We start from the raw sequence: 15471 nt of genomic DNA, 5'->3' as shown, positions 1-15471 counted from the left end.
CTTATAGGTATTTGACAAACCAATCTCGAATATATTCCAATCTATTCATTCTTAACGTTGGTTTCCCGCTTCTTGAAAGTTCGTGATTGGATTCGGGGAAGCGAATAAATTTTGTTTCTTTTTTACGATGCTTTAAGGCGATAAACAATTGCTCTGCCTGTTCAATCGGGCAGCGATAGTCTTTTTCGCTGTGTAAAATTAACAGTGGAGTCTGTACATTGTCCACATATTTCAGCGGAGAATGATGCCAAAGCTTTTCAATATCGTCTAGTTCCGCTTGGATTTGCCAGTCTGTAAAGTAATAGCCAATATCACTTACACCGTAAAAGCTAATCCAGTTAGAGATGGAGCGTTGCGTAACAGCCGCTTTAAAACGGTTTGTATGGCTAACAATCCAGTTAGTCATAAATCCACCATAGCTTCCTCCTGTCACGCCAAGTCGGTCTTGATCAATAAATTCATACTGTTCCAATGCATAGTCAACAGCAGCCATAAGGTCTTGATAATCATTGCCACCATAATCACCTCGGACTGCATCAACAAATTTTTGACCGTAGCCATGGCTACCGCGAGGATTCGTATATAGTACCGCAAAACCTTGCGCAGCGAGTATTTGAAATTCGTTAAAATAGGTATGGGCATACATTGCGTGCGGACCACCATGGATTTCAAGAATAAGTGGATATTTTTCCCCCTCCTCATATCCGATGGGCTTCATTATCCAGCCGCTTACTTTCCAGCCATCTGCCCCTTCAAATTCAATAGCTTCTGGAACAGATAGTATTCTTGACCTTAAAAACTCTTCGTTAACTTTAGTGAGCTGTTCCTTTTCACCAGTTTTTAAATTGACGTAAAATAGATCACCAGGATTTGTTGTAGTACTTATGGCAACAACTGCTTTATCATTTTGTGAATCAAGTGAAAAACCATAGACATACTGATTATCATGAATCGCTGGATATATTTCTCCAGCAACATTTCCAAAATAAATGGCTGCATTTCCGTGATCTGTCACTTGGAAGTAAAAGCTATGACTGTCATTCATCCATTGGACACGTGGAGCCACTACATCTTGTAGAAAATCTCCGACTACAAAATCTCCGACAGGAGCGTCAAAATCACTTGTTACATTTGTTAAATTGCTCTGCTCCAAATCATACATCCATAGCTTTGCTTGTGTTGCGTTTTCAAATTCTCTCTCACTTCCAAGAAAAGCGATGTATCCACTGTTCGGCGACCATGAAGTTTGATAGAACATCCCCGTTCCTTCTGTTAGTTGGCGCGTTTGTTTCGTTTCTACATCCAATAAATAAATATCATTATAGAAAGAAAAATCTGCATCCTCTGTTAAATCAGCCAGATAAGCCAGATATTTTCCATTTGGTGACCATGTATCCAAATGGAAATGATGGCTTCCTGTCGTCACTTGTTCCAGCTCCCCTGATTCAAGATGGACAATGGCAATGTGAGTATATTGATCCATATCGATAAAACCAGCAGCATCTGATTTATACTTCATGTTGTCTACTTCAAGTGGTTTAAGTTCTTTTTCCTCTTTCTTATCATCTTCTGCTTTATCAAAGATGTCTTCATTTTTACCAAGCTTTACGGAGAAGGCAATTTTCTTACCACATGGAGACCATACAGGTGATGTCGCACCGTTTTTACAATGCGTAACTTGTTTGGCCTCTCCACCTGTTTTAGCAAGCACAAAAATTTGTGGCTTACCAGTTCTCGTTGATACAAACGCAATTTTGCTGCCATCAGATGACCATACAGGTGAATTCGTTTTATCATCACCAAATGTCCATTGTAGAGGATTTTTTTCAGTCAAATTTATATAAAATAAATTAGATACATAGTCATTCTTTTTTTCATCAATATAAGTTTCTACATAAACAACTTCTGTTCCATCAGGTGAAACTTGTGGATTTGATACTGATTTTAATCGATATAAATCTTCTGGTTGAATCCCATGTTTCATAACTATTCGCTCCTTCTTGTTGAAATTCTTACATAGTATTTTATTTCGATACACTAAGTATTTTCCCTGCTTAAAAGAAAAAGTTTTTTAAGCCTATGTAATCTTTTATATGTGAAGAAGTATTTTACAATGACGAGGCTTCTTACAAGTGACACCATACTGATAAGACTAGTTTTTAGAATTCAAGGCCTATGTCCCAATAGTCAGCCGTTTTTGTTCTACGATAAAATTTATAAAAAGGTTCATTTGGTCGAGCATGTTCCTTGTAGAGTAAAATAATTGCATGGAGATAGCTTTCAATTTGGTTAACGGGAATTCGTTTAGCAAACAATGTTCCCGCTTGAGCATTTGCCCCCATTGGCACCGCTCCCAAATAAACATCAAAGCTATCCTTTTGATAAATGAGGGCGATATCATCATAGACAGCATTATAGCAAGCCGAAGCACAGCCATTGACATTTAAGCGTAATCTTGCAGGAACTGTCATCCCTTCTAATGAATCATATAATTGCTCTGTTATAGGAGCCGCCTCCATTTTATCGCCATCACAGAAATCACATGCCTTCATGGCAACGATCGGACCTTGCTTTGCTACGTATAGTCCTGCTTTTTGTAGCTCGTTAATAGCTTCTCCTAGACCAACAGTGGGAATGGATAATAATATACTGTAGGATGCAGAGTATTTAATAGCACCTGTGTCTCCAACGACCTTTGCGATTATTTGAAATTGTGTTGGAGTATAATGCTTATTAATAATTCCAGGACTTACCGCAAGGCGAGTAAATTCTCCCTGATGATTTAGCTTTTCAAAGGTTTTCTCTGGTATGTTCATATTAAATGCATTCATGTATGATATCTCCTTATGAAAAAGGAGCCAGCAAAAAGCTAGCTCAAATTTTAAAAGTTATCTGGGTAAAAGCCTTTTGCCAAAATTTGAATTGCATCTGCGGCACGGACTCCTTCAGATGCTGCAGATAGTGGTAAAATAACAAAACGTTCGTTTTTCACAGCTTCTGTTTCTTTTAATGCTGGGTCATTCTTTAAGAAATTAATTTTTTCCTCAGCAGATGTCTCTCCATAATCAATGACAACTATCACCTCTGGATTACGCGCAACTGCATCTTCCTTTGAAACAGTTGTCCAACCTGACTCCACGTCACTAAAAATGTTTTTGCCCCCTGCAATCGTTACCAACTCATTCATAAAGTTTTGCGCTGCTGTAAAGACTTCCTTATCACCGCTATCAAAAACTAAAACAGGTAGCTCTTTGCCATCCTGTGGCAATTTGGCACGAATATTATCTACATCTTTTGTCATTTGATCAATCAAAGCTTCTCCACGATCTTCGACACGGAATATTTTTGCGATATTACGAATATCTATGAATATATTCTCTAAAGTTGGCTTTGTCATATTGGAGGCTGTATGTAGATATGTGTGAATTCCTAATGCCTCAAGCTCTTCAGGAGTACCAACACCTTTTTCACTAAAGGCGCTTTTCCATCCTCCATATAAAAAGTCTGCCTCTGCATCAATAACCTGTTCCTTTGTAGGATATTGGTCAGCTAATACAGGCACTTTATCGTAAGCAGCTTGGAAAGGCTCATAAATTTTATCATCTAAATAGGCTGTACCAACCATTGAATCCTCTAAGCCTAAAGCTAGCATAATTTCTGTCACATGTTGGTTTAAGCTAATTGCTTTTTTGGGTGCTTCTTTATAAACCTGTGTTGTCCCATTATTGTCAATCGTTACTTCTGCCGTTGCCGCTTGTGATGGTTCAACCTTCTCCCCTTGTGCCGCTGATTCTTTATCTTCCTTCGCACTACATGCTCCTAAAATAGCCATCAATGCAAGTGCAAAGACAAGCCACATGCTGTTCCATTTCTTCATGTCCTTTTCTCCTTTGATGTTAAATATATAGTAAGAAATCCGTTGACTTCTTTGCTACCATGTTTTTGTTATGTACTGTGTAACAAATTGAAAAAGGGCATAAAAAAATCCCCTTGTTTCCAAGAGGTTCGCATAGTGAAATAATGGCTTTTGACCTGATTCACTATCCCCATCCTCGTGGTTAAAGTAAAGAATAATATTGGCAGGTATCCTGGCTTAGGTTCATCATCTATACGCCTTCCCATATTGTCATTACAGTGGCATTTTGTATAGACTCCCCATTTACAGTTGCGGGACAGCATCGGATTTGCACCGATTTCCCTTTTAAGCAAATGACTAAGGCCATTTGCACCAATATAAAGGTATTATTGTTTGTTATAAATATTATTGATAGACTAGCAAAAGAAATTTCCATTCGCAATCTCACAAAAAAATCCATTTACTAATTATTTTTATAATTATAGCACTATTCTTACATAATCGAGAACTATTTTACATTAATAATTTTTCATAATCATTTGATTTGGAGCACAATTATGACATATTCATATTTCTTGAATTCAACAAAATTCTGTTACAATGAAATGGACGGATTTAGAGAAACGAGGATTATTTTATGCATAAAACTATTGGAGTCCTTGCTCATGTGGATGCAGGAAAAACAACATTCTCAGAGCAATTATTATTTCATACAAAAAGTATTCAGGCTCGTGGGCGGGTGGATCATCAGGATACATTTCTGGATAATCATGAGTTGGAGCGTCAACGTGGCATCACAATTTTTGCTGAGCAAGGTCGGATGACAATTGGCAACGATACCTATACATTAATCGATACACCTGGACACATCGACTTCTCCCCTGAGATGGAGCGTGCGATTCGTGTTATGGATTATGCCATCATTGTGATTAGTGCAGTTGAGGGCTTACAGGGGCATACGGAAACAGTCTGGCACCTATTACGTCAGTATCATATTCCAACCTTCTTTTTTATCAATAAAATTGATCGTGAAGGTGCAGCAGTGGATAATGTTATGGCACAGCTTCAAAAAGATTGCTCTAAGGATGTACTACTAGTAAATGAAATGTTCCATTCGGATTATATTCCTTCTAACATAATGGAATGGCTAGCTGAACGTGATGACAATCTTTTGGATGCTTTTCTTAATGAAACATTAGATAGTGGTAGCTGTTTTGCCCAACTCAAAGCGATGATTAAACAGGAAAAGGCATTTTTGTGCTTTACTGGCTCAGCATTAAAAGATATCGGCATAAAGGAATTCCTTGCACAACTCCCGCTGCTTACTGAAACACATTTCAATGCTGCTGCACCATTTAAAGGTGAAGTCTTTAAAATTCGACATGATGGCCATCAACGTTTAACTTTTATTAAAGCATTACAGGGAACCTTGCATATTCGAGATGAGTTTTCTTTTGGAGACGTAACCGAAAAAGTGACGGAAATAAGGTTATATAACGGACATCGTTATGAAGCCGTACAGGAAGTGACAGCTGGCGAAATTTTTGCTGTAAAAGGGCTTAGTTTAGCAAATATTGGTGCAATCCTCGGAAGCTCTAGTAACCCACAGCCCTATGAGTTAGTGCCAACTCTTCAGGCCAAAGTACAATACAAGGGAGACCAGCATATAAAGGAAGTCTTAAAAATCTTTCGTATCCTTGAAGCGGAAGAGCCTTCATTACGTGTGATTTGGCATGAAAAATTTCAAGAAATTCAAGTACATATTATGGGGGTTATCCAGCTTGAGGTCCTTATTGAAGTGCTAAACAAGCGTTTTTCACTAGCCATTTCATTCGGGGAGCCACAGATATTATATATGGAAACAATTGCATCAACTGTTACAGGATATGGTCATTTCGAACCTTTAAAGCACTATGCAGAAGTACATTTATTAATGGAGCCAAGTGCACGCGGTACTGGTATTACATTTGTCAATGCATGTCATACGGACGATTTATCCGTTGGGCATCAACGACTGATTGAAAAGCACTTATTCGAGCGCGAACATCATGGATTACTAACAGGCTTTCCCGTAACTGATATTCGTTTTACGCTTTTAACGGGGCGTGCACATATTAAGCATACCGACGGCGGCGATTTTCGCGAGGCCACATTCCGAGCATTACGGCAAGGGCTTGAGCAAGCGGAGAACATCCTACTGGAACCCTACTACCGCTTTAAGTTAAAAGCATCTACCGATTTTATCGGCCGCATAATGACAGATATTCAACAAGCATCCGGTACATTTGACCCTCCAATTGTTTCAGAAGAGGATGTCATGATTACTGGTCGTGCTCCTGTCGCGACATTTATGAGTTATAGTACGACCTTTGCGGCCTACACCAATGGTAAGGGTGTGCTTTCTCTACAATTTGATGGCTACGATGCGTGTCATAATACGGAAGAAATTATTACTCAAATCGGCTACAATAAAAATGCCGATCCTGAATATACATCCGCAAGTATTTTTTGCGCAAAAGGAAAAGGCTATTCCGTTCCATGGTATGAGGCACAAGCAGCAATGCATTGTATCAAATAATTTAGAAAAGTAGAAACAGGACATGGGAAATTGATACCATGTCCTGTTTACTGTAGATTCTATTAATTCTGGTATTGAGAGGATATTGATTAATCTGAGCGGATTTCTTCTTGACCTGAGCAGTTTTTTGACTTGCCTGAGCGGGTTTCCCTTGTATCCGAGCAATTTTTTGGATGACCGGAGCGGGTTTCTCCCGTACCCGAGCAATTTTTTGGATGACCAGAGCGGGTTTCTCTTTTACCCGAGCAATCTTTGAGATGACCGGAGCGGGTTTCACCTGTACCCGAGCAATTTTTGGGATGACCGGAGCGGGTTTCCCATGTAACTGAGCTATTCTTGAGCTGACATGAGCAGTTTTATCTTGAACCCGAGTTGTTCTTGGATTAACTAGAGCAATTTTCACTGACCTGAGCTGCTGTTTTTTCTATAATGCCCGTACATTTTGCCTTGTGTCTTTGAAAAGGCGATAAGAAGGTTCTACAACAGCATAGCTATGGGAATTCGAAAAGTCTGTTAACATTTTGCCTGGTCTACTTTTCAAAAGTTGCAAATTATCAATTAATTGCAGCAATAGCTCATGACCATTACCACGCGGATGCCAGTTTAAATGATAATCATTTAGTTCCTTCACGGCTTGTAAAAAATGCTTATACTCACGTTCCACTAGACTAATAAGTTTGTTATCCTGAGCAATCCATGATAAATCTTCCAAATAAGTTTCATAAAAGCGCATCACAATCGAGCACAATAAATCATTGACACGAGCAGCACTTAATACAGGCTTAGGCTCTACAGAAAATCGTTCTAGATTTGGTTTGGAACGGGTTGAATCGATGCGTGTAATTAAATGATAAAGTTCGCCATCCACCTCATACACAATTGGATTTGTTGGCATATACATCATAAAGCTATTTGTTTTCGTTTTCAGGTTCTCTGTTATCTCTGCCCTTGCGAAAAGATGTCCATTAAATTCCTCATTTTGAATCCAAATAATATCCTTGTTATATAAAATTTGTTCAAATAGTCGCTGATTACTAATAAGACGGGTTGCAAGTAATTGATCAACAAGTGATTCCACAACCATTCTTGTTTTTGCTTGCTTGGCAACTTCAGTGCGTGGCTGCTTACAAATTTTCATATCCTCAAAGTGTGTTTCCTGTGCTGACCATACATGAATATTCGTCATATGTGCATCCTCTTTTCGTACATATTTTCAAAACGGAAGTCATCAGTAAAAAAAGGATTTCCTTCATATTAGAGGAAACCCTTCAATTTATTGTTTTCGTTCATCACAAAAGGTCAAACAATACCCAAATCTAAATGTATGGGAACTCATCCACATACCTTTATTTAATTTGGGCGTTTGACGTACTGTGACAAACAGAGCATTCTGTTTTGTCAACATGCCACCTCCTATTCCTCGTAGGGTTATGGTGTGTACTCATAATAGGCAGGTATCCTGACTTATGGTCATTGCTTCTTTTCCCCTTCCCGTTGAAAACAGTGGTATTTGAAAAGTCGCTCACATTTACAGTTGCGGGACAGTGTCGGATTTGCACCGACTTCCCTTTTCAGTAAATTGCACGCAATTTACACCTATTATTACACGCTATTCAGTTGTCAAGGAATCGAGTGTACTCCACATTCCTTATAGATTATTAAAATCAATTGTAAATGTGTGTGAATCAAAAGTCAATTATCACAACATTTTACAAACAACTAATACTAATCATCGTTGCTTTATTTTATCTATCAACTTCTGAAATTCGTTCAACACTTCATCGAGTTTAGTTTGATCGTAATATACTTCTGCAGCTTCATCTCGCGCCATCTCTTTCAAAACCCCCTCGGATTTTCTACGCAGCATATATTGAATAACCTCGATTTCTTTACCACTATACTTTCTAACCTTATTCAATGAATCAGCAAAATTATCGTCTACTTCACACATTAAATCTGCGTAACTAGTTAATGTTTTGTCCGTAATATTTAGCTTCTTTAATACGTCCTTAACCGAATGTCTTTTTTTTAACATCCGTATCACCTCCATTTATAATTCGGAGTATATACGGAAAGAAATCGCATGAAAATAGGCTTTGGAGACTTATTAACAAACTATTTAAAAAGGTATTTACGGCACTTTTATTTTGGGCTATTATTTATGTAGAATTTAAAAAACGAGTTACGGGCATGGGGATTCCTACGCTCTTTTTTTTAACGCAAAATTGACGCAAGTTAAATCTAGATAATACTATTCCTAAAATAGGAATAAATAACATATATAACCTCACAATAAGAAGCTTTCAGACGATTCCACACGTACAACTATCCAATTCAACGATTCTCGATGCCTATGACATCGCAAAAAAAAGGCTTGTTTTAAAAAAGGTATCTGTAATTATCGGACAGTAGAAAGCGCCTGTAGGAAGTAGGCGGCTTGGGGGATTTTCGAAATTGTTAACGTTGAATCAACGCATTGAATATAGAATGAATAAATATTCGTTTTCAACTTCCGATAATATAAGATTATGTAAACTAAAAGCAATGTCAAACTGTTGATACGACAACGTTTCGCTACTTCCGTGCAACAACAAGCTATACACAATTTTATACATCATTGATATACTGCATTTCTTGCGACTACCTTTGTTTGAACATCTGTTACAATACTGCATAAAATGCTGTATAAAATAACGGTTAAATTGTCAGATAACGATTTGTTTTCAAGGTAGCGCGTCCACCAGCGCCTTCTGCCCGATGTTTCTCCGTATTTCGGAATTAAACGGAAGCATCAACGCCACTTTAACGCAAAAAAAAAGACGGCAGTCAGCCGAAGCCAACCACCGCCAATATAATACTTTTCCGCTCTAAAGCGTTGATATATCGCTATTTATGCTTTGCTCTGAAACTTGCTAACTTAGCCGCCACTGCGGATTCGTCAACTTTTTCCGATTTATCCTCATATTCCACTCGGTCGATTAGCATCCCCTGATTCTGCATGAATAACTTCGTCATTGAAGCGTTACCTAACTCGGATTCACGGATGACTGCATTCATGATACGCGCTCGATGTTCCTTAGTATAAGTATCGGTCATAGCGACTTTGTAATCTAACATAGCGTCTAGTTTCCGCCAGTTATATAGCGTACGTACTTCGATTCCTAGTTCGTCAGCAATCTGCTCAAAAGTACGGCGTTGCTTCGGTGGTAAAATATCATTCTCAAATAGTAAGTTTGCAGCTCTCACCTGTTCCGCTGTTAATTTCTTTAAGATTTCGTTTAGTGTTCGCGTAGCCATTCCGCTAATTCCTCCCTTTTCATTGCGTAATATTCATAAAATGTCCCTTGTTTATCTTCACCATAACCATCGTCATAGCGTTCTTTATAATAAACGTGGTAAGGATAATCGTTGATACTATTAGCAATCATCTCTGCCAACTTCGCATAATCTAATTGTGACTTGCCTTCAATCGCTGCCTTTAGAAAAACTTTCGATATAAATAAGCATTTAAATCGTAGTGAGCTGTCTTTACATTCTGACGCAATATCTAATAACGCTTGCCATTCCAGTAGCTTCGGTGAATCGCCTGTGAAAACTTCTTTTACTTCAAGTAATAGTGATGCGTATTCTTCAAGAAATATATTAATTTCGGGCAAATACTTGTAATACGCTTCTTCTGCCCAAACATCACTTACGACTGGCTTATATGAAGGTTGCTGTAAGATACAATAACCTTGTTCAATGTCTCTCGCTTCCTTTTCCTCGTCTAGCTGTTTAATCCGCTCTCTTAATTCCTCAATCGTTAGAAAACGTCCCATTTACTCGCCTTCTTTCGCTGTAATAGAAAAGACAAGCAACGCTTTAATAGCCGATGCCTGCCCGTTTGTTTAAATTATTTACGAAACACTAATGCCGTTAGGATTGACAGGTAATCGCATACTTTCTGCATTATTATTATATGAAAGCCAAAACTCTATGCTCATCCGCTCACCCCTCGTTTCTCTAGTATTTTCGCTACAAGTGCGTCAGCAATACGATTTATATCGGCATCTTCACGCACTGTTATCTGATCCGCAAGTTTTGCTATTGAAATGCTGCCCGAACCGTTTCCTTCCGAATATTCTCGATTCTCTCGCGCAGTTAAAACGCGTTCACCTTTGTGGAGACGCGCTGAATATCCGTCATAGGGTACGGAATCTAGTCCACTATAATGAGATTTCTTACCGCCTTTTTTATCGTCGCCAGCACCGATTATATTTCCGACGAAGTTTACGCCCGCGCTGATTCCGTTACTAATCCAGCTCGGCAGCTTAGCGCTAGAGATAAATCCGATAAAGTCTTTTACATGTCCGTATGCAGTCGAAACCCATCCGCTTAATGATTCGAACCACCCTTGTACGACTGATAGAGCGTCTGAGAAAGCATCGAACGCATTCTTAACGCCAGTTAGGATGAAGTCTACTAACGGAGATAAAACGTTATCCCAAGCCCATTTAATTATCGTAGATAAAGCCTCCCAAGCAATTCCTAAAGCCGTAAGAATTGGTTTTGCGATTGCCCATAACGTCGAGAATAACTGTACTAGGAACGAGATTGCCGGAGCGATTACGTTGTTGAAAACAATCATCGCAATATCTCCGATGACCTGTAGGATATTCCAGAATCCACTTAGGTATGGCTCGATAATCGTCCATACATTCGAAATGATGTCGGCGATAGTGGAAAACGCTTGGGAGAACGTTTCTTTCAGTCGCCCAAAAACGCCTTTGAGTTGACTAAATTTTTCGGTAGCATACGTTCTAAATTCTTCGAACTTCGTTTTAATTGTTTCGAACGAACCTTCTCCGAAAATTTTATCAAAAACTCCGCCAACGCCACCTGTCTTAAAGGCCTCTGTCAGTTCCGCCATTTTCGACTTGATTCCGTCTACTACAGAATTAACTTGTTTGGCAATATCCGGTGGGAATAGCGCATTTATCAACCCACTTGTACCTCCGCCCTTAAATGCGGACCATAGCTCTTTTACTTTGCTGACGATACCGTCGATAGCTCCACGGAAGGTTTCGCTATTGTCATAAAGCGCTTTGAATCCGATTGCTGCTGCGGCTATTCCTGCAGCAATTAACGAGACTGGATTTGCCAACGCAGAAATTGTTCCTACTACAGCTAACGCAGCTACAAACGTACCAATCGCTCCTGCTACGTAAGCTATTTGTGTTCGCCATTTCACGAAAATATCGTATAAAGCAATCGCTTTGTCTGTGGCTTTAGCAAGCATCCCTCCCAATTTATTACTGATAGATGTCGTATCAAGACCGTCAAACATTTTATTTAGTCGCCTTAAAAATTCTCCTAGCTTTGTATTACTTTCCATTCCCATGTTTCTGAAGAACGTTTGTGACTTCTCTTCGAGTTGAGACCACAATCCTTTTGTCGTATTTCCCATCTTATTAACCATTTCATCTGTAACGCCCATTTTGGTTAATAATTTATCCAAACCGGCCATCTTAGCAGACATGCCGTCCATTTTAGTGATTTTTTGCAATTCCTTTTTATCTAGTCCGACTGCCTCGTACATTGAAACGTAGTCACCTTGCATAAGCTCTTTTGTTGAGAAAGCCGCCTGTTGAGTGTCTACGCCTGAAAGCGCCTGTATACGTTCAACTAGTCCCCAAACTTGTTTTAATTCATCAAGGTTCTTACTGATTCCTATGAATGCTTTTGAGTTTGTCATCATATCCGTACTGTTCAATACCGGACTATCAATTGCAGCCTTCTCAACCATTTGAAGGTACTTTTTTGCTTGCTTATCATCGCCAAACATACCGCTAATGGCCATCGCATTTTGCTCGTAGTTTGCTGCAGCCCCAATTGTCAAATTTAGCAATTTAGCAGCACCGTTCGCTCCTACGTATGCGCCAGCTAGCCCTATTAATGCGGATTGCATCCCACGTAACGACGCACTAAGTCCGTTTGCACCTACGCGCAATGAAGTAACTCGAGTTGCAAATCCACCCATACGATTTGATGCCGAAGAAACTGCACCACCAAAACGGTTGGTTGCCGATTGCGCTCTCGACATACTATCGCCAGTTGTTCTGCTTGCACGGTTCATTTGCTCCATCATCTGAGTGATTCGTCTAAGACGCGATGTGCCTTGATCACGTACACGAAACACGGCTGTCAAATTTACGGCCATATCAGAAGCCCCCAGTACGCTCGGAGACTTTTATGATCTCCGCAAAAACATCGTCACTTTGTCTAAGAGCCTGTTTTCTAAATTTCTCTTTATTTGTCCTTAAAAATTTAACTACTAATTCAATTGATTCTTTAACATCGCTCGATAGCTTAGTTAGTTCAGGATCAACAACTCCATTAAGTTGGAATTTTAATGATTCAAGTTCTCTCATCCTATCTTTGTGACCACCGTTTGCTCTGAAAAAGTTAGGTGGCAACGAGTTAATTGCGAGTAAGCCCGCATCTTTTATGATTGCTAGTTGTTGTTCGGCAGTTAATTCCATCCCTTATATCCCCCTAGTGGTTTTATGAATAGAAAAAGACACAACGTCGATTAAAACGTCATGCCTTTTGCGTTAATATTGCGGTATTCAGTTTGTCGTTGATTCTTTTTCTTCATTTGCTTCAACTTGTCGTTTAATTTGTGCATATAGAACTCGATCACTATCTAAACCTGATACGCGAGCCATTTGCATTGCTGCAGAAATGTCTTCACGAGTAACTGTTTCAGCCTCTAAAAGTTTTGTTAGTTCTGTACGCACGATATTGTAATTTGTCATAATTATCTACCTACCTTTTCCGTTTGTTCCACTGACTGTTGTGCGGCTCGTTTAACGTTTGCGTATAAAACACGCGAACTCAACGAACCAATTGCACTTGCGACTTGTAATGCGATCGCTACGTCCTGTTGCTGAATTGTACCGTCTTGCAATTTCTGCTTTAAGCCATATTCTAAAGCGCGGAAATTAGTACCTTTACCCTTCGCTTGCTGCGCCTGTAATGCTTCTACTTGTTCGTTATATTTGCTCATAATTATTTCGCTCCCTTAGTCTTTTTTGGTACTTCTGCGATATATTCAAAATCGTTGGGCTTATGGCCGTTTGTAAACAAACTAATCTGATTGATTACTTCACGCACTCCACCTATAGCCCCTTGTCTCCCCATAACTTTCGCGGTACTTGTTGGATGCGCTATTGTCGGACTCTCACTCGTTTTACCTTGACTACGATTTGCTCTAGTTATTTCAGCTATTTCTTCACGTAAATATCCGTAAGCATCTTCACCATCGCGGTGATCAATAATACAGCTAATTAGCAAATCCCTCGCCATTTTTAATTTTGCATCGACAATCGGTTCATACTCCGCTCTAACTTTTGGTACAAACACATCTACGTATTCATTGACTACGTCTACAGACGAAATCTTACCTTCGGGCATAGCTGCATGTGCTAAACGGGCATCGCGCTCCCGACGTATGACAACCTCTTTTTGTAGTGCGATGTCATCGTCAATTTTAGTGAGTTGCTCAGTTGCATCTGTACCTTGTTTAACGCTTTCTGTAAACGTAACCTCATACTGCGTCTGCAACTCACTTAGACGTGCGCGAGCATTTGCTAAGTCTGTTTGATACTGCTGGTGTTTCTCTGCTCGTACAGCGCCTTCTTCTCTGTAATCTTGCAATAATTTAAATTCGTGTGTCTTAATTGTCATCTAGTTTTATCCCCTTTGTTTTCAGTATTTGAATAATATTTTCTAACTTGTCGATACACCACAATCGCCACATCGGAATAACAGGCGTTGGCTGTTCGTCTTGCTTGTCCAACTCGAATAATTCGACTAACATTTCCTCGTAACGGGTAATCTGCTCACGCGTCCCTTCGACTTCACGCCGATAAATCACTGGATACTGAGCGCTCATTAAGTCGTGATACAACTCTTGACTATCCGTCTGCAGCTCGTTTATTTCATACGCATATAAATCGTCTAGCAAGTCGATCAAATCGTCATAAGGCTTTGAAATTTCGCCAATTAGAGTAGATATGCCCCGTTCGTCAGTTTCGTAAATTAATAGTGACAGGAACGGAACCTCTCGCAAGGCAACGATTGATAGCAAGGCAAAGCGCATCTAATCGTCGCCTTTTAAAAGCTGTTGAATTACGTAATTAGCTGCCTCTGATTGCACAAAATATCGAGCATCAAGCGTAGCTACTTCCGGTGGTAAAAATATGCGGCGTTGTCGCTCACCTTCGTCGATGTAAACGCAATGCTCACCGCTATCATTGCTGTAATATATCTGCATTCCTTAACCAACACCCCTTAAAATTTGATACGTATATTGACATAAACTCGTTATAACGCCTTTAAATTAGACGTTAAATTTAAAAGTTAATAGTATTTATCCTAGCCACTTTCTTCACGCCAAAATGAAGGCTCTATCGCAGAATCATGTACACCCTCGTTGATACGCTTTTCAATACGTTTCGCTGCTCGATAGTTCGATTCAGGCACACGCCACTGTAAACCAATGAGTTTTCCGTTCTTTTGATATGTCGCTGTAATATCCCAATCGCGTGATCGTTTAATGTTGCGGATTTCACGTTCATGCACCGTGTCTACATAGAGTGCGAACGATGAATCTGTTTGTCTCCAAAGTTCTGCTGTGATAGCAGTCATCCCCTTCGCTGTATATTTTATGAGTTAAAATGCTTTACTTTTGACTTTTAATTTGTTAATGTGTAATTATGGATAATTCCATTTATTTTTTCGAAATCACGCAAAAAAGCTACAAACTCATCTGTAATTTCAAACTGTCGAGTGATAGCGGCTAACAACGCTGCAGACGGATATTTCCGCATGTTCTCCACTTCACTAATTGTTGTTCGAGCGAAGCCGACCTGTGAAGCGAACTCTCCTTGCGTCAAACCGTAATACGATCGCAATGCCTTAATCATGTGCGGTTTCATCACTTGTCCTCCTTTGTATTTAGTTGTTTAATTTTGACACTAGGTGCTTAAAATAA

At 39.4% G+C, this 15471-nt stretch carries 19 protein-coding genes and 2 riboswitches; of the genes, 1 reads left to right on the top strand and 18 read right to left on the bottom strand.

Features of this window, described 5'->3' with window-relative positions; translation table 11 throughout:
- Position 1 precedes the first annotated feature (1 nt).
- The 3 genes from QNH24_RS12410 to QNH24_RS12400 form a co-directional block, all read right to left on the bottom strand.
- Positions 2-1990: a S9 family peptidase gene (locus QNH24_RS12410; protein WP_283872820.1), complete on the bottom strand. Its 1989-nt coding sequence runs from the start codon at positions 1988-1990 to the stop codon at positions 2-4.
- A 169-nt stretch (positions 1991-2159) separates the two neighbouring features.
- Entirely contained in the window at positions 2160-2831 is a 672-nt protein-coding gene (locus tag QNH24_RS12405; protein ID WP_283872562.1) for a precorrin-3B methylase, read from the bottom strand.
- Between the two features lie 50 nt (positions 2832-2881).
- Positions 2882-3877 carry an ABC transporter substrate-binding protein gene (locus tag QNH24_RS12400; RefSeq protein ID WP_283872561.1) on the bottom strand — a complete coding sequence of 332 codons (996 nt, stop codon included), beginning with the start codon at positions 3875-3877 and terminating at the stop codon, positions 2882-2884.
- Positions 3878-4061: 184 nt separating this feature from the next.
- Positions 4062-4248, bottom strand: a riboswitch (cobalamin riboswitch).
- Between the two features lie 245 nt (positions 4249-4493).
- On the opposite strand from QNH24_RS12400, the gene QNH24_RS12395 reads away from it, so the two are divergent.
- Positions 4494-6434, top strand: coding sequence for an elongation factor G (locus QNH24_RS12395; protein WP_283872560.1), 1941 nt, complete (start codon positions 4494-4496; stop codon positions 6432-6434).
- 1 nt (position 6435) lies between these two features.
- Here QNH24_RS12395 and QNH24_RS12390 read toward each other — a convergent pair whose 3' ends face one another.
- The 15 genes from QNH24_RS12390 to QNH24_RS12320 form a co-directional block, all read right to left on the bottom strand.
- A complete protein-coding gene (locus tag QNH24_RS12390; protein ID WP_283872558.1) occupies positions 6436-6837 on the bottom strand; it encodes a hypothetical protein in 402 nt (133 codons plus the stop codon).
- Between the two features lie 21 nt (positions 6838-6858).
- Positions 6859-7620, bottom strand: a complete 762-nt coding sequence (locus QNH24_RS12385; RefSeq protein ID WP_283872557.1) for a hypothetical protein — start codon at positions 7618-7620, stop codon at positions 6859-6861.
- Positions 7621-7707: 87 nt separating this feature from the next.
- Positions 7708-7836, bottom strand: coding sequence for a hypothetical protein (locus QNH24_RS12380; RefSeq protein ID WP_283872556.1), 129 nt, complete (start codon positions 7834-7836; stop codon positions 7708-7710).
- Positions 7837-7866: 30 nt separating this feature from the next.
- Positions 7867-8049, bottom strand: a riboswitch (cobalamin riboswitch).
- A 114-nt stretch (positions 8050-8163) separates the two neighbouring features.
- Positions 8164-8469 (bottom strand): hypothetical protein, encoded by a 306-nt coding sequence (locus tag QNH24_RS12375; RefSeq protein WP_283872555.1) that lies wholly within the window; start codon positions 8467-8469, stop codon positions 8164-8166.
- A gap of 851 nt (positions 8470-9320) precedes the next feature.
- Positions 9321-9731 (bottom strand): phBC6A51 family helix-turn-helix protein, encoded by a 411-nt coding sequence (locus QNH24_RS12370; RefSeq protein ID WP_283872554.1) that lies wholly within the window; start codon positions 9729-9731, stop codon positions 9321-9323.
- Entirely contained in the window at positions 9713-10252 is a 540-nt protein-coding gene (locus QNH24_RS12365) for a hypothetical protein (protein ID WP_283872553.1), read from the bottom strand. The genes QNH24_RS12370 and QNH24_RS12365 overlap by 19 nt, the downstream gene beginning before the upstream one ends.
- A 161-nt stretch (positions 10253-10413) precedes the next feature.
- Positions 10414-12516, bottom strand: coding sequence for a phage tail protein (locus tag QNH24_RS12360; RefSeq protein WP_283934538.1), 2103 nt, complete (start codon positions 12514-12516; stop codon positions 10414-10416).
- A 118-nt stretch (positions 12517-12634) separates the two neighbouring features.
- Positions 12635-12955 (bottom strand): hypothetical protein, encoded by a 321-nt coding sequence (locus QNH24_RS12355; protein ID WP_283872551.1) that lies wholly within the window; start codon positions 12953-12955, stop codon positions 12635-12637.
- An 87-nt stretch (positions 12956-13042) separates the two neighbouring features.
- Positions 13043-13231: a hypothetical protein gene (locus QNH24_RS12350; RefSeq protein WP_283868566.1), complete on the bottom strand. Its 189-nt coding sequence runs from the start codon at positions 13229-13231 to the stop codon at positions 13043-13045.
- Positions 13232-13233: 2 nt separating this feature from the next.
- Positions 13234-13482 carry a hypothetical protein gene (locus QNH24_RS12345; protein WP_283872550.1) on the bottom strand — a complete coding sequence of 83 codons (249 nt, stop codon included), beginning with the start codon at positions 13480-13482 and terminating at the stop codon, positions 13234-13236.
- Positions 13483-13484: 2 nt separating this feature from the next.
- Positions 13485-14162 (bottom strand): hypothetical protein, encoded by a 678-nt coding sequence (locus tag QNH24_RS12340; RefSeq protein WP_283872549.1) that lies wholly within the window; start codon positions 14160-14162, stop codon positions 13485-13487.
- Positions 14152-14577, bottom strand: coding sequence for a hypothetical protein (locus tag QNH24_RS12335; RefSeq protein ID WP_283872548.1), 426 nt, complete (start codon positions 14575-14577; stop codon positions 14152-14154). The genes QNH24_RS12340 and QNH24_RS12335 overlap by 11 nt, the downstream gene beginning before the upstream one ends.
- Positions 14578-14751, bottom strand: coding sequence for a hypothetical protein (locus QNH24_RS12330; protein ID WP_283872547.1), 174 nt, complete (start codon positions 14749-14751; stop codon positions 14578-14580).
- Between the two features lie 101 nt (positions 14752-14852).
- Positions 14853-15125 (bottom strand): hypothetical protein, encoded by a 273-nt coding sequence (locus QNH24_RS12325; protein WP_283872546.1) that lies wholly within the window; start codon positions 15123-15125, stop codon positions 14853-14855.
- Between the two features lie 47 nt (positions 15126-15172).
- Complete coding sequence (locus tag QNH24_RS12320) at positions 15173-15415, bottom strand: helix-turn-helix domain-containing protein (RefSeq protein ID WP_283872545.1); 243 nt, start codon at positions 15413-15415, stop codon at positions 15173-15175.
- Between the last annotated feature and the right edge of the window lie 56 nt (positions 15416-15471).

The sequence above is a fragment of the Lysinibacillus pakistanensis genome (assembly GCF_030123245.1).
In the GTDB taxonomy this organism is placed as follows: domain Bacteria; phylum Bacillota; class Bacilli; order Bacillales_A; family Planococcaceae; genus Lysinibacillus; species Lysinibacillus pakistanensis.
The sequence above is the reverse complement of the archived record's forward strand: the minus strand, read 5'-3'. Positions and strand labels throughout refer to the sequence as shown.